At 70.1% G+C, this 23,975-nt stretch carries 24 protein-coding genes; 10 read left to right on the top strand and 14 right to left on the bottom strand.

Annotated elements, in window-relative coordinates:
* The first annotated feature begins 30 nt into the window (after positions 1–30).
* Both AB0N66_RS13045 and thpR read left to right on the top strand, forming a co-directional pair.
* Positions 31–1,305: an MFS transporter gene (locus AB0N66_RS13045; protein ID WP_365432502.1), complete on the top strand. Its 1,275-nt coding sequence runs from the start codon at positions 31–33 to the stop codon at positions 1,303–1,305.
* A gap of 13 nt (positions 1,306–1,318) precedes the next feature.
* The gene (gene thpR / locus AB0N66_RS13040) at positions 1,319–1,888 is read left to right on the top strand and encodes an RNA 2',3'-cyclic phosphodiesterase (protein ID WP_365432499.1); all 570 of its coding nucleotides are present in this window, start codon (positions 1,319–1,321) and stop codon (positions 1,886–1,888) included.
* Positions 1,889–2,153: 265 nt separating this feature from the next.
* On the opposite strand, the gene AB0N66_RS13035 is transcribed toward thpR, so the two are convergent.
* From AB0N66_RS13035 to AB0N66_RS13020, 4 genes are all read right to left on the bottom strand, one after another.
* Positions 2,154–3,146 (bottom strand): aldo/keto reductase, encoded by a 993-nt coding sequence (locus tag AB0N66_RS13035; protein WP_365432496.1) that lies wholly within the window; start codon positions 3,144–3,146, stop codon positions 2,154–2,156.
* 58 nt (positions 3,147–3,204) lie between these two features.
* The gene (locus AB0N66_RS13030; protein ID WP_365432493.1) at positions 3,205–3,792 is read right to left on the bottom strand and encodes a Uma2 family endonuclease; all 588 of its coding nucleotides are present in this window, start codon (positions 3,790–3,792) and stop codon (positions 3,205–3,207) included.
* Between the two features lie 83 nt (positions 3,793–3,875).
* Positions 3,876–4,052, bottom strand: coding sequence for a DUF397 domain-containing protein (locus AB0N66_RS13025; protein WP_365432490.1), 177 nt, complete (start codon positions 4,050–4,052; stop codon positions 3,876–3,878).
* Entirely contained in the window at positions 4,049–4,825 is a 777-nt protein-coding gene (locus AB0N66_RS13020) for a helix-turn-helix transcriptional regulator (protein WP_365432487.1), read from the bottom strand. Before AB0N66_RS13020 ends, AB0N66_RS13025 begins: the two co-directional genes overlap by 4 nt.
* A 119-nt stretch (positions 4,826–4,944) precedes the next feature.
* Between AB0N66_RS13020 and AB0N66_RS13015 the strand changes: the two genes are divergently transcribed.
* Positions 4,945–5,364, top strand: coding sequence for a hypothetical protein (locus AB0N66_RS13015; protein ID WP_365432484.1), 420 nt, complete (start codon positions 4,945–4,947; stop codon positions 5,362–5,364).
* 392 nt (positions 5,365–5,756) lie between these two features.
* Positions 5,757–6,023, top strand: coding sequence for a hypothetical protein (locus tag AB0N66_RS13010; RefSeq protein ID WP_365432481.1), 267 nt, complete (start codon positions 5,757–5,759; stop codon positions 6,021–6,023).
* 160 nt (positions 6,024–6,183) lie between these two features.
* Here the strand turns inward: AB0N66_RS13010 and AB0N66_RS13005 are convergent, their stop codons facing one another.
* A complete protein-coding gene (locus tag AB0N66_RS13005) occupies positions 6,184–6,858 on the bottom strand; it encodes a GDSL-type esterase/lipase family protein (RefSeq protein WP_365432478.1) in 675 nt (224 codons plus the stop codon).
* Between the two features lie 161 nt (positions 6,859–7,019).
* Here AB0N66_RS13005 and AB0N66_RS13000 point away from each other — a divergent pair, with 161 nt between their 5' ends.
* Positions 7,020–7,991, top strand: a complete 972-nt coding sequence (locus tag AB0N66_RS13000) for a WD40 repeat domain-containing protein (RefSeq protein ID WP_365432475.1) — start codon at positions 7,020–7,022, stop codon at positions 7,989–7,991.
* 3 nt (positions 7,992–7,994) lie between these two features.
* On the opposite strand, the gene AB0N66_RS12995 is transcribed toward AB0N66_RS13000, so the two are convergent.
* Positions 7,995–8,753, bottom strand: coding sequence for a TetR/AcrR family transcriptional regulator (locus tag AB0N66_RS12995; RefSeq protein WP_365432472.1), 759 nt, complete (start codon positions 8,751–8,753; stop codon positions 7,995–7,997).
* Positions 8,754–8,838: 85 nt separating this feature from the next.
* Here AB0N66_RS12995 and AB0N66_RS12990 point away from each other — a divergent pair, with 85 nt between their 5' ends.
* Both AB0N66_RS12990 and AB0N66_RS12985 read left to right on the top strand, forming a co-directional pair.
* Positions 8,839–9,816 carry an ATP-binding cassette domain-containing protein gene (locus AB0N66_RS12990; protein ID WP_365432469.1) on the top strand — a complete coding sequence of 326 codons (978 nt, stop codon included), beginning with the start codon at positions 8,839–8,841 and terminating at the stop codon, positions 9,814–9,816.
* On the top strand, positions 9,813–10,634 hold the full coding sequence (locus AB0N66_RS12985) for an ABC transporter permease (RefSeq protein ID WP_365432466.1): 822 nt from the start codon (positions 9,813–9,815) through the stop codon (positions 10,632–10,634). Before AB0N66_RS12990 ends, AB0N66_RS12985 begins: the two co-directional genes overlap by 4 nt.
* A gap of 61 nt (positions 10,635–10,695) precedes the next feature.
* Here the strand turns inward: AB0N66_RS12985 and serC are convergent, their stop codons facing one another.
* From serC to AB0N66_RS12950, 7 genes are all read right to left on the bottom strand, one after another.
* Positions 10,696–11,814 carry a phosphoserine transaminase gene (gene serC / locus AB0N66_RS12980; RefSeq protein WP_365432463.1) on the bottom strand — a complete coding sequence of 373 codons (1,119 nt, stop codon included), beginning with the start codon at positions 11,812–11,814 and terminating at the stop codon, positions 10,696–10,698.
* 155 nt (positions 11,815–11,969) lie between these two features.
* On the bottom strand, positions 11,970–13,244 hold the full coding sequence (locus AB0N66_RS12975; RefSeq protein WP_365432460.1) for a cytochrome P450: 1,275 nt from the start codon (positions 13,242–13,244) through the stop codon (positions 11,970–11,972).
* A complete protein-coding gene (locus AB0N66_RS12970; protein WP_365432457.1) occupies positions 13,241–14,491 on the bottom strand; it encodes a cytochrome P450 in 1,251 nt (416 codons plus the stop codon). Before AB0N66_RS12970 ends, AB0N66_RS12975 begins: the two co-directional genes overlap by 4 nt.
* Positions 14,488–15,165 (bottom strand): ATP/GTP-binding protein, encoded by a 678-nt coding sequence (locus AB0N66_RS12965; protein WP_365432453.1) that lies wholly within the window; start codon positions 15,163–15,165, stop codon positions 14,488–14,490. The genes AB0N66_RS12970 and AB0N66_RS12965 overlap by 4 nt, the downstream gene beginning before the upstream one ends.
* 55 nt (positions 15,166–15,220) lie before the next feature.
* Positions 15,221–15,568 carry a DUF742 domain-containing protein gene (locus AB0N66_RS12960; RefSeq protein WP_365432450.1) on the bottom strand — a complete coding sequence of 116 codons (348 nt, stop codon included), beginning with the start codon at positions 15,566–15,568 and terminating at the stop codon, positions 15,221–15,223.
* Complete coding sequence (locus tag AB0N66_RS12955) at positions 15,565–15,972, bottom strand: roadblock/LC7 domain-containing protein (protein ID WP_365432447.1); 408 nt, start codon at positions 15,970–15,972, stop codon at positions 15,565–15,567. Before AB0N66_RS12955 ends, AB0N66_RS12960 begins: the two co-directional genes overlap by 4 nt.
* Positions 15,969–17,717, bottom strand: coding sequence for an ATP-binding protein (locus AB0N66_RS12950; protein WP_365432444.1), 1,749 nt, complete (start codon positions 17,715–17,717; stop codon positions 15,969–15,971). The genes AB0N66_RS12955 and AB0N66_RS12950 overlap by 4 nt, the downstream gene beginning before the upstream one ends.
* Positions 17,718–17,947: 230 nt before the next feature.
* Between AB0N66_RS12950 and AB0N66_RS12945 the strand changes: the two genes are divergently transcribed.
* The 3 genes from AB0N66_RS12945 to AB0N66_RS12935 all read left to right on the top strand — a co-directional run bounded on the left by AB0N66_RS12945 (position 17,948) and on the right by AB0N66_RS12935 (position 23,099).
* Positions 17,948–21,055, top strand: a complete 3,108-nt coding sequence (locus AB0N66_RS12945; RefSeq protein WP_365432441.1) for an FAD-binding and (Fe-S)-binding domain-containing protein — start codon at positions 17,948–17,950, stop codon at positions 21,053–21,055.
* Between the two features lie 150 nt (positions 21,056–21,205).
* Positions 21,206–21,775: a WHG domain-containing protein gene (locus AB0N66_RS12940; RefSeq protein ID WP_365432438.1), complete on the top strand. Its 570-nt coding sequence runs from the start codon at positions 21,206–21,208 to the stop codon at positions 21,773–21,775.
* A 145-nt stretch (positions 21,776–21,920) separates the two neighbouring features.
* Positions 21,921–23,099, top strand: a complete 1,179-nt coding sequence (locus tag AB0N66_RS12935) for a GDSL-type esterase/lipase family protein (RefSeq protein ID WP_365432435.1) — start codon at positions 21,921–21,923, stop codon at positions 23,097–23,099.
* A gap of 135 nt (positions 23,100–23,234) precedes the next feature.
* Here AB0N66_RS12935 and AB0N66_RS12930 read toward each other — a convergent pair whose 3' ends face one another.
* On the bottom strand, positions 23,235–23,972 hold the full coding sequence (locus AB0N66_RS12930) for a phosphotransferase (protein ID WP_365432433.1): 738 nt from the start codon (positions 23,970–23,972) through the stop codon (positions 23,235–23,237).
* Positions 23,973–23,975 lie beyond the last annotated feature (3 nt).

The raw sequence follows: 23,975 nt of genomic DNA, 5'->3' as shown, positions 1-23,975 counted from the left end.
ACCCACGACTCCCCGCCCACCCCCTCGTCGATGTTCAGCTCGCTGAAGGTCCGGAACTACCGCCTGTTCTTCATGGGCCAGGTCGTCTCCAACACCGGCACCTGGATGCAGCGCATCGCCCAGGACTGGCTGGTGCTGAGCCTGACCGGCTCGTCCGCCGCGGTCGGTATCACCACCGCCCTGCAGTTCCTGCCGATGCTGCTGTTCGGGCTGTACGGCGGCGTCCTCGTCGACCGACTCCGCAAGCGCCCGACCCTGCTGGCCACCCAGACGGCCATGGGCGTCACCGGCCTCGCGCTCGCCTTCCTCACCCTCTCCGGCCACGTCCAGGTCTGGCACGTCTACCTGGCCGCCTTCGCCGCCGGTCTCGTCACGGTCCTCGACAACCCGGCCCGCCAGTCCTTCGTCTCCGAGATGGTCGGCCCGGACCAGTTGCAGAACGCGGTCAGCCTGAACTCCGCCAACTTCCAGTCCGCCCGCCTGGTCGGCCCCGCCGTCGCGGGCGTGCTGATCACCGGCGTGGGCACCGGCTGGGCGTTCCTCTTCAACGGACTGTCGTTCGTGGCCCCCGTCGCCGGCCTGCTGATGATGCGCACCCGCGACCTGCACATGGTCAAGCGAGCCCCGCGCGCCAAGGGCCAGCTCCGCGAAGGACTCCACTACGTCGCCGGCCGCCCCGAGCTGCTCTGGCCGATCGTCCTGGTCGGCTTCATCGGCACCTTCGGCTTCAACTTCCCGGTCTGGCTCTCGGCCTACGCGGACGACATCTTCCACGCGGGCGCCGGCGCGTACAGCCTCTTCAACATCCTGATGGCGGTCGGCTCCTTGGCCGGCGCGCTGCTCGCCGCCCGCCGCGGCACGGCTCGCCTGCGCGTCCTGATCGCCGCGGCGGTGGCCTTCGGTGCCCTGGAGGTGGTGGCGGCCATGGCCCCCTCGCTCTGGCTCTTCTCCCTCCTCATGGTCCCGATCGGCCTCTTCGGTCTGACGGTCAACGTCACCGCGAACACCTCGGTCCAGATGGCCACCGACCCCGCCATGCGCGGTCGCGTCATGGCCCTGTTCATGATGGTCTTCATGGGCGGTACGCCCCTGGGCGCGCCCCTCGTCGGCTGGGTCACCGACGCCTACGGCGCGCGCATCGGCTTCGCCCTCGGCGGGCTGATCTCGACGCTTTCCGCGGTCACCATCGGCCTGGTCCTGGCCCGCCTCGGCGGCCTGCGCCTCTCCCTCGGCTGGAACCGCGGCCATCCCCACGTCCGCTTCGTACCGAAGGAGCAGCGGGAGCCGCTGACGGCGGCGGCGTGACGGGGGTGACGGCATGAGACTCTTCGCGGCTGTGCTGCCACCCGAGGGCGTGGTGAGTGAACTCGGCTCGGTGGTGGACGAGTTGCGGCGGCTGCCGGGTGCGGAGGGGCTGCGCTGGACGGGCCGCCCGGGTTGGCACTTCACCCTTGCCTTCTACGGCGAGGTGGACGAGGACGTCGTACCGGCCCTCTCGGAACGGCTGGCCCGCGCGGCTCACCGGAGCGCTCCCTTCGACCTTTCCCTGCGCGGTGGTGGCCACTTCGGTGGGCGGGCGCTGTGGGCGGGGGCGTCGGGAGACGTCGCAGCCCTGCGGCTGCTCGCCGACCGGGCGGAGGCGGCGGCCAGGAAGGCGCGCGTCCCGATGGGGGATCACCGCCGCTACCGGCCGCACCTCACGGTGGCCCGCAGCGGCTCCGACGCCGACTTCGCGGCGTACGTCACCGCCCTGGACGCCTTCGCCGGGCGCGAGTGGACGGTGGGGGAGCTGTGTCTCGTACGCAGCGACCTGCCGAGGTCGGGGGTGCCGGGGGAGCAGCCCCGCTACGAGACGGTGGCACGGTGGCCGCTGGGGGCGGGCGCGTGAGGCCGGCCACTGGGGGCGGGTGCCTGAGTTCGCCGCTCGGGGCAGGCGCCTGGAAGCTGGCCACTGGGGCGGGCGCCTGAAGTTGCGCTGCGGCGGCCGGATAACCTCGACGCCGTGGACCCCAAGACTCGTAACCGGATCATGGCCGGCGTGCTCGTGCTGATGTTCGTCGTGGTGGCGCTGGCGGCGGCGGTCGGGCAGTAGCCCGCCGCCGCCCCCTGTGCGTTGCCCTCACGGGCCGTGCGCGGTGCCTTTGAGGGCTGGGCTACCAGGCGAACGCCTCCGGCGACGGCCCAGGACCCGGGAAGATCTCGTCGAGCGAGGTCAGCAGCTCCTCGCTCAGCTCCAGCTCGACGGCGCGCAGCGCGGACTCGAGCTGTTCGGCGGTGCGCGGGCCGACGATGGGGCCCGTGACGCCGGGACGGGTCAGCAGCCAGGCCAGGGCGGCCTCGCCGGGCTCCAGGCCGTGCTTCTCCAGCAGATCCTCGTACGACTGGATCTGCGCGCGTGAGGTCGGGTTGGCGAGGGTGTCGGCCGCCCGGCCGCTCGCCCGGCGTCCGCCCTGGATCTCCTTCTTGATGACTCCGCCGAGCAGTCCGCCCTGGAGCGGCGACCAGGGGATGACCCCGAGCCCGTACTCCTGCGCGGCCGGGATGACCTCCATCTCGGCGCGTCGCTCGGCGAGGTTGTAGAGGCACTGCTCACTGACGAGCCCGATGGTGCCGCCGCGTCGCGCCGCGATCTCGTTGGCCTGGGCGATCTTGTAGCCGGGGAAGTTGGAGGACCCGACGTAGAGGATCTTGCCCTGCTGGATAAGGGTGTCGATCGCCTGCCAGATCTCCTCGAAGGGAGTGTCGCGGTCGACGTGATGGAACTGGTAGATGTCGATGTAGTCGGTCTGGAGCCGCTTCAGGCTGGCGTCCACAGCCCGCCGGATGTTCACGGCGGAGAGCTTGTCGTGGTTGGGCCAGGAGTCGCCGTCGGCGGCCATGTTCCCGTACACCTTGGTCGCGAGCACGGTCTTGTCCCGCCGCTCGCCGCCCTTGGCGAACCAGCTCCCGATGATCTCTTCCGTATGGCCCTTTTTCTCGCCCCAGCCATACACGTTCGCGGTGTCGAAGTAGTTGATTCCCGCGTCCAGCGCCGCGTCCATGATGGCGTGGCTGTCGGCCTCGCCGGTCTGCGGACCGAAGTTCATGGTGCCGAGGACGAGCCGGCTGACCTTGAGTCCTGTGCGTCCGAGCTGCGTGTACTTCATGACTACCAAGCCAACGACGTGGAGTGCGCTCTAAGCAAGGGCAGGGGGTGGGGTGGGGTCAGTCGCGGGGGAAGTCTTTGGTTTTGAGGGTGAGGCCGACCACGGTTTCGGTGAGGTCCAGAGAGTCACCGAAGGAGAGCTTCATCTCGGTCGCGTACTCCCCGTCCTTGGGCTGGGTGTATACGTGGCACCTTCCCTGGTAGGGGTCGGCGATGACATAGACGGGGACCTCGGCGCGTGCGTACGCGGCTTTCTTGAGACCGTAGTCGTTGGCAGCGGTGCCCTTGGAAATGACCTCGGCCACGAAAACGACGTCCTGATACCGCCACAGACCCCTGTCGTTCTTCTCAGCGTCTCTGGCGAGGAGCGTGACGTCGGTTGCGAAGCCGTTGAGGTGGCCGGGGTAGTCAATGCGCACGTCGGACTTCACGCGCTGGCGCGGGTACTTGTTCCGCAGCTGATCGTAGATGGCTGCGATGATCTCCCAGTGGGTGTCCCGCTGCGGCGACATGAAGATGTTTCCCCCGACGATCTCGACCCTGTATCCCTCGGGGACGGGCATCCTCTCCAGCCACTCGAACATCATGTCGAGCGAGAGCTCGCCAATGCTGTCGGCCATCTCGATCCTGTCTTCAAGGACGGTCATCGTGGCGCTCCTCCCCGGCCGCAACTCGGTCGAGCGCAGCCGCGCGGTACAACGATACGCACGGTGACTGGCTACGGCGCTTTTCAGTCGAGGGCGGCGAGGAAGATGGTCCAGGTGGTGGGGGTGACGGAGAGGGTGGGGGCGGTGGGGGTCTTGGAGTCGCGGATGTGGATGGTGGCGGGGGTGGTGGCTATCTCCAGGCATTCGCCGCCCTGGCTACCGCTGTAGCTGCTTTTGAACCAGTTGAGGTCGGTGCTCATAGTTCGCCTGCCACCTTGTCGATCAGCTTCGCCGACTCGTCGGGGTTGAGAGCCTGAGCCCGCAGAATGCCATATTGCGCGAACAGGTCGCCCAGGTTGGGATGTTGATCCACGAAGTAGCCGCCGCCCGGGCCCTCGACGTACGCGAGCGGCTGCCGCTCGGCCGTCTCCAGCAAAATCATGGGTCCGTTCAATCCCGCATGGACCTCTCGGTCATGGGGCATGACCTGGATCTCGACGTTGCGCTGTTTCCCGACCTCAAGTAGGTGCTCCAACTGCTCCTTGAGCGCTTCTCGACCCCCGATGGGACGGGTGAAAGTGTGCTCGTCCAGCACAAAGCCGACGAGTGGCAGGGGCTTGCGCCGCAGGATGTGCTGACGGTCGAGTCGGGCGATTACCCGAGCCTCGACCTCGTCGTCTTCGAACGGTGGGCAGTGCGTGTTAAAGATCGCCCGCGCGTACGCCTCGGTCTGGAGCATCCCGGGGATCACATGGTTGGCGTACATGTTGATGGTGACAGCCTGTGCCTCCAACTCCGCGTAGTCCTCGAACCATGACGGAAACCGGCTGGCCTTCAGCTCCCGCGCCGCGGTGAGAAGTGCACCTTGTGCACCCAGCTTCTCGTCCGCGATCTGTACGAGTTGCCCCTTCGGCGGTCGCTCCCCCCGCTCCACCATGGCTACTTGGGACTTGGAGTACCCCACATACTTGGCCAGCGCCTCCTGAGTCACCCCGGCCCGCTCGCGGAAGAACCGCAACAACGAGCCGAACATCTCCAGGTTTCCCGACCGTTGATCACCCGCGTGCACAGCGACCTCCCCAAGTACACAACCCCGCACTGCCCTTGCGAACCCCTGGTCACAGTATGTGACCGCGCGGAAGCATTTGCCGCATGAACACCGAACCCTTCCCCCCGGACGTCCACTCGTGGATCCCCGCCACCGGCCACGCCCTGCGCCACGCGGGCATTCACTTCGACGCCGTACGTATCGCCGCACCCCTCGCCGAGCGCGTCGCTTCTGAGTTGATGCGCTGTACGGACTTCGACGCGGGCCCGATCGTCCGCGAACTCACCGGCGAGCGAAGCCACTACTTCCTGTTGCCCCCGCAAACCGTGTCCCCGTACGCATGGCCACCCGGCGTACGCGCGCTGACCCGCGGTGACAGGGGGCTCGCGTACGTCGGCGTGCCGGCGCTCACCGGTATCACGTGGCCGCTGGACTGGCGGTCGACGCCTACAGTTGAAGCCCCCTTTGTGGAGCGGGAGTTGATGCGGGAAGTGGTGGGGAGGGTGGCCGGGGTCGTGACGTGACCGTGGGGCCGCCCGCTTCTTGGTCAGTGTCGTGCTTGCGCGTGCCGAGTAAAGGGCGCTCCGCTGCGCTACGCGTCGGCTACGCCGATCGGCCTCCGGCCGACCCTTGACCAGGCCCGCTCCAGCACGGAGGAGAAGCGAGCGGGCGGCCCGGGGGTGAGGGGGCCCCGAGGTGGGCTGGAGAGGCCGTGGGTGGGGTGTTGCCCGGGTCGGTGGAGCGCGATCGCGCCTCGCCTGCACGCCGGGTCGGTTCGGCGGCGAGCGGTGGGTGGGGTGCGCGGGCGGGGAGGTGAGGGGATTGGCAGATTCGTACCGGGATTGGGCGGCGTCGGGGCGTGTGGGGTGGGACGAATCTGCCAATCGGGGGTGGGCTGGCTCCGAATGAGGGGCTGTTGATCGGTGGCCGGGCGCTCTGGATTCAGAGGTCGGCTGTCGGCCACGAGGACTTCGAGTTCGACTCGATGCAGGCGGAGGAGGGGCTGATCCGCATCGTGAATTCCGATGACGGATGGCGGGTCGGCTCCATCTTCACGCCGGACTTCTGGACCTCTCACGTCACTTGGGATGTTTTGGTGACGGCGATCAAACAGTTCGACCGCTCCGTGCGCGAGGGCGTTGCCGCGTTGGGTATCGAGCCTGCCTTCATCCCGGAGCCCTGACGGCTGTCCCAGCCCTGTTGCCCATGGATGGGTCGCGCTCCAGGACCGTGGGCGGTTGCTTCCGGGCGGAACTCCGCCGCACCTCCGACGGCCGGTGCTTTCGCCGTATGGCGGTAGAGGCGGTGTGGGCGCGGGGCAGCTGCTCGTCCCTCCCGCCCGTTCAGGCGGAGTAGGGCTCGCCCAGGTCCCAGGCCTGGTACATCGCCTCGGCGAAGACCTCGGTGATGCGGTGCTCGCCGGTCTCGTTGGGGTGGGTGCCGTCGTAGGTGTCGAGGTTGACGTCGTACGGGGATGGAGGCGAGGTCAGGAGGAGGGGGGAGCGGGGTTCGTCGAGGTCGGCGACGGTTTTGGCGAGGAGTTCGTTGAAGGCGGCGACCTCGGCGGCGAAGGGGGCGTCGGACTCGACGCGGATGTTTGCGATCACCGGGAGTACGACCATGCGGATGCGCGGGTTCGCGGCGCGGGCCTCCGCGATGAAGGCGCGGGCGTTGTCCGCCGTCTGCGCCGCGTTCGTGTAGAAGCCCAGGTCGATGAGGCCCAGGGAGACCAGCAGGATGTCGGCGCGCTGCGAGCGGACCGCCTCGCGGATCAGCGGGGTCATGTGGAGCCAGCCCTCGCCCCAGCCGGCGAGATGGGCACGGGGGAAGTCCGGGTCCGCGTACTCGTAGGAGTCGGGGGACTCCGTCGCCTTGTCGTAGAGCGTCTCGCGCGGGCCGACGATCCGGAACGGGCCCGCGTACGTCTCGCGCAGGTGCTGCCACATCCGGTAACGCCATGTGTGTTCGCCGGCGCTTCCGATCGTCATGGAGTCGCCGACGGGCATGAACCTGAGCATTCGCTCATCATGAACGATCGGTGCGGGTGCCATGGGGGGTGGGAGTGTGAGGCTGGACACGCCTCACGGGGGGGCGGGTGTGAGGCTGGACACGCCCCGTGGTCGGGTGGGTCATCGTGGAGGTCGAAGTGAACGACTGTCCGGGGTGGCAGGCTTGGGGCATGCGTCGATCGTTTGCGTTTCTTGCCGGGGTCCTGCTCGTGGGTGTGTTCGCCGTGCCCGTGCCCGCCTCCGCCGCCGACGGCGACGAGGGGTTCACGATCAAGGACCCTCGCATCACGGAGTCCAGCGGGCTTGCCGCCTCCAAGCAGCACCCCGGGATCTACTGGACGCACAACGACCAGGACACCGGCGCCTACCTCTACGCCGTCGACAGCCGCACCGGCGAGACCGTCGCGACGATCACCATGACCGGAGTGGGCACCCCGCGCGACGTCGAGGCCATCTCGATCGGCCCGGACAACCAGATCTACGTCGGTGACATCGGCGACAACGACGGCGTCGTCTGGGACTACGTATGGGTCTATCAGCTGCCCGAGCCCAAGGAGCTCAAGGACCAGACGATCCGCACCACGCAGTACGTGGTGAAGTACTCCGACGGACCCCGCGACGCCGAGTCGCTGGTCGTGCACCCCAAGACCGGGCGGGTCTACATCATCGACAAGCAGGAGGACGGCGGGCACCTCTACGAGGGGCCTGCCAAGCTCTCCGCCTCCGGGACCAACGTCTTCAAGCCCGTCGTCCCCGTCGACCTGTGGGCCACCGACGCCGCCTTCTCCCCGGACGGCCAACAGCTCTCCGTACGCGGCTACTTCGGCGGGATCGCGTACGACTGGAACGACGGGAAGATCAAGAAGCTGGGGCGGATCAGTGTGCCCCTCGGGCAGGGGGAGTCCGTCAGTTACTCCACCGACGGGACCAAAATCATGCTCGGCAGCGAAGGCGCCGGGAGTTCGGTCGTGGCGGAGGACGCCCCCGGGGACACCGGTGAAGCATCGTCCAAGTCGCCGTCCGGGAGTGGGAGTTCGGCGGCGCAGGGTGGCGACAGTAATGGGTTCAAGGTCGGCGCTCTTGCCATTGCCATCGGGCTCGTCGTCGTCCTCGGGTTCAAGCGGTTGCTGCGGCGGTCGTAGGCGTCATCCTTTGCCGCGCTGGGCGACGAAGGTTTCGAGGCCGTCCAGGATGCGCTGTAGGCCGAACTCGAAGTGGTCGAAGTCGGGGCCGAAGGCGTCCTCGCTGAGGGAGGCGAGGAAGGGGTGGTTGCCGTCGCTCATGACCTTCTCGAAGACGGGGATGTGAGCCTGCCAGAATTCCGCATCCGTCAGGCCGGTTCGGCGTTCCGCCTCCTCGTGGTGCACCTGGGTGCGGGCCGCCCCGACGACGTATCCGTCGATCATGATGATCGCCGAGACCAGCTCGGGATCGGACAGGCCCATCGGCTTGATGCGGGAGAGCATCTTCTCCATGCCGTCGAGGGCGCTCGGGCCGAGGATCGGGCGGGACTGGTTGACCTGGAGCAGCCAGGGGTGGCGCCGGTAGAGGGCCAGGGTCGCGCGGCCCAGGGCCTCCAGGGCTGAGCGCCAGCTGCCGTCGCCGAGGTCGGCGGGGTTCTCGGACGGCCTCTGGACCCGGTCCAGCATCAGGTCGAGCAGCTCTCCCTTGCCGGGGACGTAGCGGTAGAGGGACATCGCGCCGGTGCCGAGTTCGGTGGCGATCCGGCGCATCGAGACCGCCTCAAGACCCTCGGCGTCCGCGACCCGGATCGCCGCCTCCACGATCCCCTCCAGCGTCAGACCCGGCTTGGGTCCGCGGCTGGGGCGCTTGCCGGTGTCCCAGAGCAGTTCGAGGGTGCGCCCGATGTCGCCGCTGCCGCTGGTCTCCGTGCTGCTCGTCATGGGTGCAGCTTAGTTCCGGGAGAAAAACTGGGTACGGTGTACGCGTAATCGGGTACGGTGTACTCGGTTAAGGGGAAGGGGACCCATGAACGACGGTTACGCGGTGCGGGCAAAGGGCCTGGAGAAGCGGTACGGAGACAAGCGCGCCCTCGACGGATTCGACCTGGCGGTGCGGGCGGGGACGGTGCACGGCCTGCTCGGGCCGAACGGCGCGGGCAAGACCACCGCCGTCCGTATCCTCGCCACGCTCCTGCGACTCGACGGCGGGAGCGCGACGGTGGCCGGCCTGGACGTGGCGCGGCAGCCGCGGGAGGTACGGGCCCGGATCGGGCTCACCGGTCAGTACGCGGCGGTGGACGAGGTGCTCACCGGGCGGCAGAACCTGGAGATGTTCGGCCGGCTGTTCCATCTGGGCGGACGCAGGGCGCGGCTGCGGGCGGGGGAGCTGCTTGAGCAGTTCGACCTCGTCGAGGCCGCCGACAAGGGAGTCGGGAAGTACAGCGGCGGCATGCGGCGCCGGCTCGACCTCGCCGCGTCGATGATCCTCACCCCGAGCGTGCTGTTCCTGGACGAGCCGACGACCGGGCTCGACCCGCGCGGCCGGGGTGAAGTCTGGGATTCCGTAAGGGCGTTGGTGACCGGTGGCACGACTGTGCTGCTGACCACGCAGTATCTGGAGGAGGCCGACAAGCTCGCCTCGCACATCACGGTGATCGACCAGGGCCGGGCCATCGCGGACGATACGCCGGACGGGCTGAAGGACACGGTCGGCGGCGACCGCATCGAGGTCGTGGTGAGCGAACGCGCCGACATCCCGAAGGTGGTGAAGGTCGTGGCCCGGGTCGCGGACGGCGAACCGGAGTCGGACGAGACCGAACTCCGCGTCCACGCGCCGGTGACCGACCGGGTGGCCGCGCTCACCGACGTGGCGCGCACCCTCCAGGACGAGGGCGTCGCGGTCGAGGACATCGGACTGCGCAGGCCGAGCCTCGACGACGTGTTCCTGCGCCTGACCGGGCATCGGACCGAGAGCTCTCCCGAGGACAAGAAGGCGGCGGCATGAGCGCGCTGGAGCTGACCGAACCGAGCGGTCGCGGTCGTACGTACTGGGCACTCGTCGACTGCTGGAACGTCGTCCGGCGCGGACTGACCCACTATCAGCGCCAACCCATCAACATCGTCTGGCAGTTGGGCTTCCCGATCCTCTCCGTGCTGCTGTACGGGTACGTCTTCGGCAGCGCGATGAAGGTGCCCGGAGGCGGGGACTACAAGGACTTCCTGATGCCGGGCATGTTCGTGATGACGATGGCCTTCGGCTTCATCAACACCGCGACGGTCGTGGTCTACGACGCGACCAGGGGCGTCATCGACCGGTTCCGCTCGATGCCGATGGCGCCGTCCGCCGTGGTCTCCGGTCGTGGGGTGACGGATCTGCTCGGTGCCTGCGCGGAGTTGACGATCCTGATGCTCACCGCGGTCGCCATGGGCTGGCGGCCCGACGGCGGATTCGCCTTCCTGGCGGCCTTCGCGCTGCTGCTCTGGCTGCGCTTCGCGCTGATCTGGCTCGGCGTGTGGCTCGGGCTGATGGTGCCCAACCCGGAGGCGGCGGGCGGGCTGTTCGCGGTGGCCTTCCCGCTGACGATGATCTCCAGCATCTTCGTCGCGCCGCAGCTGATGCCGGACTGGCTCGGCTTCGTCGCGGCCTGGAACCCGATCTCGTCCACGGCGGCCGCCGCGCGTGAGCTGTTCGGAACGCCGGTGGGCAGCGGGGACTCGTGGGTCGAGCAGCACGCGCTGCTGATGGCGGGGGTGTGGCCGGCGATCCTGACGCTGATCTTCCTGCCGCTGGCGGTGCGCAGGTTCAGGAAGCTCAGTCACTGACGAGAGAAGGGCGCCCGGGCACGATTCACGTGCCGGGCGCCCCTCTCCGCCGTAGAAACGGTTACAGCTTCTCGATCACGTAGTCGATGCTCTTCGTCAGCGCCTCGACGTCCGCCGGGTCGATGGCCGGGAACATCGCGACGCGGAGCTGGTTGCGGCCGAGCTTGCGGTAGGGCTCGGTGTCGACGATGCCGTTGGCGCGCAGGACCTTGGCGACGGCGGCGGCGTCGATCTCGTCCGCGAAGTCGATCGTGCCGATGACCTGCGAGCGCTTGGCCGCCTCGGCGACGAACGGGGTCGCGTACTTGCTGTCCTCAGCCCAGCTGTACAGGCGGGTCGAGGAGTCCTTCGTACGGGCCGTGGACCAGTCCAGGCCGCCCTGGCCGTTGATCCACTCCAGCTGCTCGTTGAGCAGGAAGAGGGTGGCGAGGGCCGGGGTGTTGTACGTCTGGTTCTTGCGGGAGTTGTCGATCGCCGTGGGGAGCGAGAAGAACTCCGGTACGTGGCGCCCGCTCGCGTGGATCCGCTCGGCGCGCTCGATCGCGGCCGGGGAGAAGACGCCGATCCACAGGCCGCCGTCGGAGGCGAAGGACTTCTGCGGGGCGAAGTAGTAGACGTCGGTCTCGGCGATGTCGACCGGGAGGCCGCCGGCGCCGGAGGTGGCGTCCACGAGGACGAGGGAGCCGTCGTCGGCGCCGGCCACGCGCTTGATGGGGGCCGCGACACCGGTGGAGGTCTCGTTGTGGGTGAAGGCGTAGACGTCCACGCCCGCCTCGGCCGCCGCCTCGGGGTGCGTGCCGGGGTCGGAGGAGATCACGGTCGGCTCGGCCAGCCACGGGGCGAGCTTGGCCGCCTTCGCGAACTTGGAGCTGAACTCACCGAAGGTGAGGTGCTGCGACTTGTTCTCGATGAGCCCGTGGGTCGCCACGTCCCAGAACGCGGTGGAGCCGCCGTTGCCGAGGACCACCTCGTAGCCCTCGGGGAGCGAGAACAGCGCGCTCACGCCCTCGCGCACCTTGCCGACCAGGTTCTTGACCGGGGCCTGGCGGTGGGACGTACCGAGCAGAGAACTGCCGGTCGCCGCCAGGGCGTCCAGCGCCTCCGTACGCACCTTGGAGGGGCCCGCGCCGAATCGACCGTCGGCGGGCTTGATGTCAGCGGGGATCTCGATATCAGCCACGCCCGCGAGCCTAGCCCTTTCCGGAAACGTGGGTGAAACCTCGTCCGTCGGGTGAGACAGGTGGCTGAGATTCAGCCCCTCCGGCGTTTGAGGAGCTGGGTCTGGGGCGGAGTCCCAGGAAGAAGGGACGGGCAGGGGCGGAGGGGGCGAGGAAACTACGGAGTCTCCAGCCGTACCGGCAGCCCGAACAGGTCGTTCTGGGTTACTACCGGCTTGTTGCGGAGTTCGGTTGGCGGGACTGCCAGGTCGAGGTCGGGGAAGCGCTCGTACAGGGCCGGGAGGGCCACTGCTGCCTCCAGGCGGGAGAGGGCCGCGCCGGGGCAGACGTGTGGGCCGTGGCCGAAGGAGATGTGCCGGTTCGGGGAGGTGCGGGCGATGTCGAAGTCGCCAGCGGTCGGGCCGTGGGCCTGCTCGTCGCGGCCTATCGCGCCGTAGGAGACGATCAGCGCGTCCCCCGCGGCGATGACCTTGTCGCCGACGGGAACGTCCTCCGTCGCGAAGCGGATCAGGACGTGCGAGGTGGGCGTGGAGTAGCGGAGCGTCTCCTCGACCACCGCGGACCAGCCGGCCTCGCCGGAGAGGACCTGGGCGCGCTGCTCGGGGTGGAGCGACAGGTTGACCACCGTGTTGACGATGAGGGAGATCGTCGTCTCGTGGCCCGCCGCGACCATCAGCTGGAGGGTGGAGACGATCTCCGCGTCGGTGAGGTGGTCGCCGTGCTCGGAGGCGAGGATGAGCGCGGACGTGAGGTCGTCGCCCGGGGCGGCGCGCTTGGCGGCGACCGTCTCGGCCATGATCCCGGCAAGCTCGGTGAGCGTGGCGATGACCTCCGCGGGCGGGGTCTGCGTCGAGAAGAACTTCTCGAAGAGCTCCTGGATACGGGGCAGCCTGGCCTCGTCGATGCCCATGAGGTCGGCGATGACGAACATGGGGAGGGGATAGGCGAACTCGGCCTTCAGGTCGACGGTGCCATCCGACTGAACAGCAGCCAGGTTGCCCTGGACAGCAGTCAGGTTGTCCAGCAGCTGTTCCGTCCGCTTCGCGATCCGCTCCCGCATCTGCTCCACCCGGCGCGGGGTCAGCGCCTGCGCCACCAGCGTCCGCATCCGGCGATGGTCCGCGCCGTCCACCGTGAGCATGGAACGGCCGGGGTTCACGAGCCCGATCAGCGGCCAGTCCGGGGCTATCTCGCCGCGCTGCCAGGCACCCCAGACGTCGATGTCCTTCACCAGCCGGGGGTCGGACAGCAGCCTCTTCGCCTCGGCGTGGTGCGTGACCGCCCACACCGGAACACCACCGGGCAGGTCCACGGCGGCGAGCGGCCCCGCCGCGCGCAGCCTGGCGCTCTCGCCGGCGAGGTCGGTGACGAAGGGGTCCAGGACGATACGGGTCTCTTCGGGACGGGTCTCTTCGGTGCCGGCGGTCGTCATGCGGGGGTCCCTCCAAGGGCCGGGGTGGGAGTGAAGCGCACGGGCAGTTCGGTCAGGCCCCGCAGCCACGGGGAGGGCCGCCGGGCCAGCGACTCGGCGGGCACGGCCAGGTCGATGTCCGGCAGCCGGTCCAGTACGACCTCGATCCCGGTCCGTGCGATGACCTCCGCGATCTCCTGCGCCGGGAACGGACAGCGGTGGTCGCCGTGGCCGAAGGAGAAGTGGGCGCTGTTGCCGCCGGTGAGAGCCGAGCCGTCGGTGCGGACCTGGGGGTCGGAGTTGGCGCCCTGGAGGCCGAGGATGAGCAGGTCGCCGGAGCGGATGCGGCGGCCGCCGAGCTGGGTGTCGCGGGAGGCCCAGCGGCCGGCGATGTTCTGCGAGGGGGTGTCCTCCCACAGGACCTCGTTCATCGCCTCGGCGACGCTGTGCCGGCCGCCGAACAGCGACGCCGCGAAACGGTCGTCGGTGAGCATCAGGCGCAGCGAGTTGCCGATCCAGTCGGCGGTCGGCTGGTGGCCCGCCGCCAGCATGACCATCAGGTCCTGGACGATCTCCTCGTCCGTGAAGCCCGAGCCCTCGGCCGCGGCCTCCTGGGCGAGCGCCGTCGCCAGCATGCGGCTGACCACGTCGTCCGCGGGCGTCTCCTTGCGGTCGGCGAGCAACTGCCCCATGGACGCGGCGAGATGCTGCTGCCCCGCCAGTGCCCCCTCCGATCCGTTGATCATGTCGTTGAGGTCGGTGACCAGGCGCGGTCCCTGCTCGTCCGTGAAGCCGTAGAGCGTCGCGAGGACGCGGACGGGCAGCAGCGTCGCGTAGTCCCCGATGAGGTCCGTCTCGCCCTTGGCGCTCACCGCGTCGATCAGTTCGTCGGCGAACTTCTCGGCATGGCTGCGCAGTTCGAAGGGGTCTACGGCTTCGAGGGCGTCGCTGATCATCGCGGCGCGCACGCGGTGGCGTTCGCCGACCGTGTAGAGGATGGAGGGCTGCTTGCGGCCGATCATCGGCAGCATCGGCCAGTCGTCCGGGATGCCGGGCCACTGGCTCCACAGGTCGGAGTCGCGGCTGAACAGCACGGGATCGCCGGTGACCTGGTGCAGTTCGCGGTAGCCGAGCACCAGCCAGGCCGGTATGTCACCGTCGAGCGAGACGGGCACGACGGCACCGTGGTCGCGCCGCAACTCCCGGTACAGCTCGGCGGGTTCGGTCTGGAACCGGGGCCCGCTGAGGGGCACGGAGGCGGAGGTCACAGGGCCAACTCCGGTGATTTGAGGGGGGTTTCGCCGACAGCTCCGACAGCTCCGACAGCTCCGGGGGCGCCTGTGGCGGCGTACAGACTCTGGATGTACTCGACCAGCGTTATCAGCACCCGCTTGCCGGACTCCCGTGAGCGGGCGTCGCAGTCGACCAGGGGGATGTGCGGGTCGAGGTCGAGGGCCTCGCGGACCTGGGCGGGGGTGTGCGGGTGGCCGCCGAAGTCGTTGCAGGCCACGATGAACGGCGTGCCGTGGTGTTCCAGGCGGTCGATGGCGTACCAGGAGTCGTCGATGCGCCGGGTGTCGACGAGGACGACCGCGCCGAGCGTGCCGGAGAACAGGCGGTCCCAGAGGAACCAGAACCGCTCCTGTCCCGGCGCGCCGAACAGATACAGCACGTTGCGGGCGTCGAGCGTGATGCGCCCGAAGTCGAAGGCGACGGTGGTCGCGGACTTGTCGCGCACCTCGCTGATGTCGTCGACCGCCTCGCCCGCCTGGGTCATCGTCTCCTCGGTGTTGAGGGGACGAATCTCGCTCACGGAGCGGACCAGCGTCGTCTTGCCGACGCCGAAACCACCGACGACGACGATCTTGAGGCCGTTGTCGGCCGACGCCGCGAGAGGCGTACGGGCGTCGGCCGGGAGAGGCGTACCGGCGTCTGCGGGCACGGCGTCAGCGGGCGCGGCGGCACCGACAGTGGCGGCACCGACAGGCCTGCCGGCGTCAGAGGTTACGGAGTCCAACGAGCACCTGCTCCAGGATGTCGGGATCGGGAAGAGCGGCGACGTGCGGATGACGGGCGCTGACGCGGCCGGTGGCGAGGAGATCGGAGAGCAGGACCTTCATGATGCTCACCGGCAGCCGCAGTTCGGCCGCGAGCTCGACGACCGCCGTGGGCCGCCGGGCGAACCGCAGGATCGCGGCGTGCTCCGACTGCATGCCCGCCGCCGGATCGCACTCGGCGACCACCAGCGTCACCAGGTCGAACGGTGTGTCGGGTCCGGACCCGCTGCGCCCTCCTGTGAGGGTGTACAGCCGGTCGGGCGCGTCGTCCCTGCCCGGACGGCTCATGACGTACGCGGCGGCGCGCTCAGGTGTTCGCCGAGTTGCTCGACGAGTTCGCTCATGTTGTGGCCGACCAGACCGGCGTCCGCGTCCTCGGCGGTGATCACCGCCAGGTGCGCGCCGTCGCCCGCCTCGACGATGAACAGGACCCCGCCGTAGAACTCGGTCATCGCGGACCGTACGCCCCCGCTGCCGTCGCCGAACTCCACGGACGCTCCGTGGGACAGCGACTGGATGCCGGCGGCGATCGCCGCGAGCTGATCGGCCTGGTCGACCGAGAGCTCGGGGGTGCGGCACAGCTTCAGGCCGTCACGGGAGAGCACGAGCGCGTGCCGTGTGCCCGGGGTGCGCTCAAGGAGGCCCTCGATGAGCCAGGAGAGCTTCTCGTCGGCTGTGGTGGTGCCGGTCATGAAGTGGTGTGGCCTTTCGGGTGCGAGTGGGCGGGCGACTGGGTGGTCGGCTGGGAGGGGGCGGCGGAGACCGTGTCCCGTACCCCTTCCTGTACTTGTTCGTGTTCCTGCTCGCGTGCTTCCTCTTCGCGTTCTTCCTCGATGTGTACGACGTCCTCGGCGCCCTGCGCCGCACCGCGTACCGCCTGCCGAAAGCTGCTGAAGCGGTCGCCCCGGGACTTGGCGCGGTCGGCGCTACGGGGGTCCGGGTCGGCCGGAGGCGTGGCGCGGGCGCGGCTGCGCTCGGCGTGCGCGAGGGTGCGGCCGCGGCGGCGCTTGGGGAGGCCGCCGGTCGACGGGGTGCCCTCCTCGTGCCGGGGCGAGTCATGGGTGGGGACGGGGTCCGGGTCGAGGTCGGCGGCGTCGGCGCGGGCGGCGGCGTACGACGGCTCGGGGAGCGGCTGGACGGCGGCCGGCGCGGTCGTGGTCGCCGTCGCCGTCTCGGCAGGCTCGTCGTCGAGGGGCAGCGTGAAGGTCGGGAGGGTGAGGAGGTCCTGGGGGATGAGCACCAGGACGCCCGTGCCGCCGCGTGCGGAGGGCCGGAAGGACACCTTCAGGCCGTGCTTGCGGGCGAGCCGGCCGACCACCGCGAGGCCGAGCCGGGTGCCGGTGAGCCCGCCCAGTTCGACGCTGTCGCCGGACACGGCACGCTCGGCGCGGCGCAGCTGGACGTCGCCCATCACCAGGCCGCTGTCCTCGACGGAGACGATGACGCCGGCCGGGACCTCCTCGACGTACACATGCACTTCGGCGGTCGGCGGGGAGAAGTTCGCGGCGTTGTCGAGGAGTTCGGCGAGCGCGTGCATCACGCCCTCGGCGGCGTGCCCGGCGACGGCGGCCTCGCTGGCGGAGTGGATGCGGACGCGCTGGTAGCCGCCGATGCGGCCCATCGCGCCGCGCAGGATCGACTCCATGACGATGGGCCGCGCCCAGCGGCGGCCGGAGCGCGCGCCCGAGAGGACGGCGACGGAGTCGGCGAGGCGGCCCGCCTGCGCGGTGCGGTGGTCGAGGTGAAGCAGGTCGGCGAGGACCTCCTCGTCGGAGTGCCGCTCTTCCATGGCGCGCAGGTCGGCGAGCATGCCGGTGGACAGTGCCTGCATCCGGCCGGCCGCGTTGGCGGTCGAGGCGAGCGCGGCGGCGCGGTCACCGGTGGCGTGTCGGGCGCGCTCGGTCAGGCGGGCGTTCTCCGCGGTGAGGCGGTCCCGTTCGTCGGTGAGCCGCCGGCGCTCGGCCGTGAACTCCTCGGTGAGGCGCGCGCGTTCCCGCGCGGCGGTCTCGGTCAGCCGCTCCCGCTCCCGCGTCGCGGTCTCCGTCAGCTGTACGCGTTCCTTTGCCGCCGCCTCGGCCAGGCGCGCCCGCTCGCGGGCGGCGTCACTGTTCAGCCGGGCCTGTTCCTGGTTGAACTCCTCGGTCAGCCGAGCCCGTTCCTGTAGAAGCCGTCCGGCGTCCTGGGTCACGGCGTCGAGCCGACGGCGTACCAGCCTCGACGTCTGTACGGCGCGGGCGGCCACGGCGACGGCCGCGCACAGCAGCACGGCTGCGGCGCCCGCGGCCCAGGCGAGGGGGACGCGCACCGAGTCGGGTGCCAGGTAGACCGCGCCGACGACCGCGAGGGCGGCCGGGACGGCGGTGATCAGGGGGGCCGGCGCGACGGCGCGGAGGGTGGGTCGTTCGCCGGAGGGGGTGGGCGCTGTTGGCGCGGTCATGAATCGTGTCCTCGGTCGTGTCCTGGGCGAGGTTCCTGGAGGGGGCGAGGTTCCTGGGCGAGAAGCGACACCTGGTGCTCAACTGACCGTCACTATATGAGAGTTCGTGATCGTATTGGGACCGTTGCGGTTTCCCGGTCTGAGTATTCCCGCCCACATTCGACCCGTCGAACGCGATCGCGTTCGGTGGCTAATCGGTCACTGTCAGTGGTCGGGGGCATCCTGGGGGCATGACGGATCAAGGTGCACTGCGGGCAGGGTTGCGGAAGGCCGTGCGGGGCGAGGTCGCCTTCGACGTGACCGCGCGGGCGCTGACCACCATGGACGCGTCCAACTATCGGCGCGTCCCGCTCGGTGTCGTCTCCCCGCGCGACGCGGACGACGTGGCGGCGGCCCTCGCCGTGTGCCGTGAGCACGGGGTGCCGGTCGTCGCGCGCGGCGGCGGCACGTCGATCGCCGGGCAGGCGACGGGCACGGGGGTCGTCCTGGACTTCACCCGCCACATGAACCGGATCGTTTCCGTGGACCCCGATGCCCGTACGGCGGTGGTCCAGCCCGGTGTCGTACTGGACCGCCTCCAGGACGCCGCCGCCCCGCACGGCCTGCGCTTCGGCCCCGACCCCTCTACCCACGGCCGCTGCACGCTCGGCGGCATGATCGGCAACAACTCGTGCGGGTCGCACTCGGTCGCCTGGGGCACGACGGCGGACAGCGTGCGGGAGCTGTCAGTGGTCACGGGCCGGGGGGCTGCTGTGCGGCTGGGGCAGGACTGGGCGGGCGCCCCCGATGGCCTCCGTCCCTTGGTGGAAGGCGAGTTGGCGCGCCTGCGCACGGGCTTCCCGGACCTCCCGCGCCGGATCTCCGGGTATGCGCTGGACGCGCTCCTCCCCGAGAGAGGCGCGGATGTCGCCCGGTCCTTCTGCGGCTCGGAGGGCACCTTGGGGGTGCTGACCGAGGCGGTCGTACGACTGGTCGAGGCTCCGCGCGCGCGGGCGCTGGCCGTGCTGGCGTACGCGGACGAGAGCGCGGCGGCGGAGGCGGCCGCCGGGCTGCTGCCGCTCGGCCCGCTGACGGTGGAGGGGATGTCCGCCGACCTCGTACCGGCCGACGCGGGGCTGCCGCGCGGCGGGGCCTGGCTCTTCGTGGAGACGGGCGGGGCGGACGCGGCGGAGGCCCGCGCACGCGGCGACGCGATCGTGCGGGCCGCCGACGTCATCGACTCCTTCGTGGTCACCGACCCGGCCGGGCAGCGCGCCCTGTGGCGGCTGCGCGAGGACGCCAGCGGCACGGCGACCCGGATGCCGGACGGCAGCGAGGCCTGGCCGGGCTGGGAGGACTGCGCGGTGCCGCCCGCCCGGCTCGGGCCCTACCTCCGCGACTTCCGGGCCCTGTTGAAGGCCCACGGGCTGCGCGGCACGCCGTACGGCCACTTCGGCGACGGCTGCATCCACGTACGCATCGACTTCGACCTGATGACGGCCGGCGGGGTCGGTCGCTTCCGGCGCTTCTCCGAGGAACTCGCGGACGTCGTCGTGTCCCACGGGGGCTCGTTGTCGGGCGAGCACGGTGACGGGCAGGCGCGGGCGGAGCTGCTGCCGAGGATGTACGGCGCGGAGATGGTCGGCCTCTTCGAGCGGGTCAAGGGCATCTGGGACCCGGACGACCTGCTCAACCCCGGGATGCTGGTGCGCCCGCACCGGCTTGACGAGAACCTGCGGTTCGCGGTGCTGCCGCGCGAACCGGTGGACGTGGCCTTCGGGTATCCGGCGGACGGCGGTGACTTCTCGGCGGCGGTGCGGCGGTGTGTGGGGGTTGCCAAGTGCCGTACGCCGGCCGGGTCTTCCGGCTCTTCCGGGGATGTCATGTGTCCCTCCTTCCGGGCCACCGGCGAGGAGGAGCACTCCACGCGGGGGCGGGCACGGCTGCTCCACGAGATGCTCGCGGGCGAGGTCGTGACGGACGGATGGCGTTCGACGGAGGTCCGCGACGCGCTCGACCTCTGCCTCTCCTGCAAGGGATGTCGATCCGACTGCCCGGTCGGCGTCGACATGGCCACGTACAAGGCGGAGTTCCTCCACCACCACTACGAGGGACGCCGTCGCCCCGCGGCCCACTACGTCATGGGGTGGCTGCCGGTGTGGCTCGGGGCCGTCGCCAGGACCCGCACGGCGCGGATCGTCAACTCCCTTGCCGGCGTGGGGCTTTTGGCGGCGGTGGCGAAGCGGCTGGGCGGGATCGCGCCCGAGCGGGGGATTCCGCCGGTGGCGCGGGAGACCTTCAGCGGGTGGTGGTCGCGGAGGTTCCGGGAGCGGGTGCGGAGTTATGTGCGGGGGGTCAAGCGGGGGGTGCGGGGGCCGTTTCCGGGGTTCGGGGCCGGAGCCGGAGCCGGAGCCGGGGTTGGGGCCGGGGCCGGGACAGGCTCTGGAACTGGCTCCTCCGGCTTGGGTTCTGGTGGGCAGGTCATTGTGGTGTGGCCGGACACCTTTACGGAGTACCTCTCGCCGTCCGTGGGGCAGGCCGCCGTACACGTTCTGGAGGCGGCGGGGCTGACGGTGCTGCTGCCGCCGACGAGGGCGATGAGGTTCACGCCGGCGGGGGCGGGTGCGGGAGTGTCGGAGGAGCATGCCGGGGCCGGGGTATCGCGAGGTCCCGGCGGGGGCGGGCCGTCACGGGGCCCGATCGGGGACGGCGTGACGAAGGGGCCGCTCGGATTCGGCGCGGTCCTGCCGCGTCGCCGGCACCGCGTCTGCTGCGGCCTGACCTACGTCTCCACCGGCCAACTCGACCGCGCCCGGACCGTGATGCGCCGCACGCTGGACCTGATGGAGCCGTACCTGGAGATGGGCACCCCGGTCGTCGTCCTGGAACCGAGCTGCGCCGCCGCCCTCCGTACCGACCTACCGGAGCTGCTGCACGACGACCCGCGTGCGGCGCGTCTGGCGGCGGCGGTGACGACGTTCGCGGAGGCCCTGGAACGGCACGCCCCGCACTGGACCCCACCTCGCCTGGACCGCCCGGCCGCCGGCCAGACCCACTGCCACCAGCATGCGGTCCTCGGCGACGCCGCCGACCGCCGCCTGCGCGAGGCCGCGGGCCTCACCGGCACCCTCGCCGGCGGCTGCTGCGGCCTCGCCGGCAACTTCGGCTTCGAGAAGGGCCACTACGAGGTGTCGACGGCCTGCGCCGAGGAGCAACTCCTCCCGGCCGTACGGGCCGCCTCGGACGACACGGTGATCCTGGCGGACGGCTTCTCCTGCCGTACGCAGCTGGACCAGCTGGCGGGGCAGAGGGGGCGGCACTTGGCGGAGGTGCTGGCGGAGGGGTTGAGGGAGGGCTGACGGATGGCTGACGACGGGCTGGCGGAGGGCTGGCGGAGGGCTGACGACGGGCTGATGGAGGGCTGACGACGGGCTGATGGAGTGGCAGGCTGATTTGCCTAAAGGTATTAGCTAAATGCATGATGGCCATCGGTGATTCGGAGGATGGTTATGGTTCGAGTAGGGCTGACCGCGGAGCGTCTGACCCGGGCCGGGGCGGAGCTGGCCGATGAGGTCGGCTTCGACCAGGTGACCGTCTCGGAGCTCGCCCGGAGGTTCGACGTCAAGGTCGCGAGTCTGTACTCGCACGTGAAGAACTCCCATGACCTCAAGACGAGGATCGCCCTGTTCGCGCTGGAGGAACTCGCCGACCGGGTCGCCGCCGCACTGGCCGGGCGGGCCGGCAAGGACGCCCTGGCCGCTTTCGCGGACGCCTACCGCGACTACGCCCGGGAGCACCCCGGTCGGTACGACGCCATGCGGCTCCGGCTCGACCCCGAGACGGCGGCCGCCAGTGCCGGCGTCCGGCACGCACAGATGACGCGGGCGATCCTGCGGGGCTACGACCTGACGGAGCCGGACCAGACGCACGCGGTCCGGATGCTCGGCAGCGTCTTCCATGGTTACGTCAGCCTGGAGATGGCCGGCAGCTTCAGCCACACCGCTGTCGACTCCCAGGAGTCCTGGACCTGGACCCTGGACCGCCTGGACGCCCTCCTGCGCAACTGGACCACGCCCTGATCAGCCACAGCAACAGCCGCAGCAACGGCCAGAGCAACAGCCGCAGCCGCAGCAACGGCCAGAGCCGCAGCCCCATAGCCTCACAGCCACAGCCACAGCCACAGCCACAGCCACAGCCACAGCCACAGCCACAGGACCATGAGCAATGAACGCTGAGTACGACTGGATCACCACACCCGTCACCGTGGACATGCTGCGCGGTTTCCTGGACGTCGAACCGACCGCGCACGGTCTGCTGCCGCATCGCCTGCCCGCTCGGGCCCGTCGGCAGATCCCCGACGACCAACTGGCCGTAGCCGAGGCCCAGCCCTCCGGTGTGCGGTTGGTCTTCCGCACCCGGGCCACCACCATCGAACTGGACACGCTGCCCACCAAGCGGGTCTACCAAGGTCTCCCGGCCCCGGCGGACGGCGTGTACGACCTGCTGGTCGACGGCCGACTCGCTGCCCAGGCCACGGTGCCCGGCGGTAACGTCCGCACGATCATCGACATGGTCACTCAGGCCGCCGAACTGAGTGAAGGACCTGCCGGCACCGCCCGGTTCACCGGTCTGCCGACGCGTGACAAGGACGTCGAGATCTGGCTTCCGCATACGGAGATCACCGAGGTGATCGCCCTGCGCACCGATGCCCCGGTCGAGCCGGTGCCGGACAACGGGCGCAGGGTGTGGCTCCACCACGGCAGTTCCATCAGCCACGGCTCGAACGCCGCGCACCCGAGCGCCATCTGGCCGGCCCTGGCCGCGGCGCAGGGTGGAGTGGAGCTGATCAATCTGGGGTTCAGCGGGAGCGCGCTGCTCGACCCGTTCACCGCCCGGGCGATGCGGGACACCCCGGCGGACCTGATCAGCCTCAAGATCGGCATCAATGTCGTCAACACCGACGCGATGCGCCTGCGCGCCTTCACCCCCGCGGTCCACGGCTTCCTGGACACCATCCGCGAGGGGCATCCGACGACACCGTTGCTGGTCGTGTCCCCCATCCTGTGCCCGGTCCAGGAGGACACCCCCGGCCCCCTGGCGCCCTACTTCGACGGCGGGACCCTGCGCTTCAAGGCCACGGGCGATCCCGCCGAACGCGCCGCCGGGCGCCTCACCCTCAACGTCATCCGCGACGAACTCGCCCGGACCGTCGAACAGCGGGCAGCCGACGACCCGAACCTGCACTACCTCGACGGCCGTCACCTTTACGGCGAGAAGGACTACGCCGAACTGCCACTGCCCGACGAGGTCCACCCTGATCCCTCGGGACACCGCCGCATCGGCGAGAACTTCGCGCGGCTCGCGTTCGGAGTCGGCGGCCCGTTCGCCACCAGGACCGGCTGACCGGACTGACGACTCCTGACAAGAGGAAGACCCGTTTCTGGAACTCCGGCAATGACGATGTGTCAGTTCTCGTTCGTGAACGCATACGTGAACGCATACGTGATCGCGTAAGTGGCAGTCGGGCTCGCGCAGTGTTCACATCCGGGATCTCAGCACGTCGACCTCACAGCCCTGCGCGAACGGGTCGAAGCCGTGCTCGACCAGCCAGCGAATCACCAGCAGGCTTCGCAACGACCACCACGCGTGGATCACGTCGAGGTCGATGTCGGTGCCATAGCCGGCGACGACGTCGTCGAGGTGCTCCTCGTGTCCCAGCGTGAAGGTGGCGAGGTCGTACAGGGCATCACCCTGGCCCGCCTCGGACCAGTCGATGATGCCCGTGACCTCGTCGCCGTCGAGGAACACGTGCTCGATCTGCAGGTCGCCGTGTGTGAACGCCGGAGTCCACGGCCGGAGCGCGGCCTCGGCGACCTGGCGGTTGCGGGTGACCAGGTCAGCGGGCAGGACGCCGTTCGTCACGAGCAACTCGCACTCGTCGTCGAGTTCCGCCGCCAGCGCGACGATGCTCCGGCTGGGCCGGGGCGGCAGCGGTGCGTCGTGCAGCTTCCGGATGGCGGCGCCCGCCGCGGCCCACGCCGCAGGCGACGCGGTCGACGGCTCGCCGAGGCGCCCAAGCGTCGTCCCCGGGAGTGCGGCGATCGCGAGCACGGGCGGCTTGCGCCACAGGACCTCCGGGGTCGGGACCGGCGCGAGGTCCATCGCCTCGACCTCGACGTCGATGCGCGCCTGATCGGCGTCCACCTTGAGGAACACATCGCCGACGCGCAGGGTCGCGCGCTCGGAATGGGCGACAACGACTTTGACCTCATCCATGGG

Origin of the sequence: Streptomyces sp. NPDC093544 (assembly GCF_040683495.1) — a bacterium.
Classification (GTDB): Bacteria; Actinomycetota; Actinomycetes; order Streptomycetales; family Streptomycetaceae; genus Streptomyces.
Note: the sequence above shows the minus strand (reverse complement) of the source record. Positions and strands in the feature narration are given on the sequence as shown.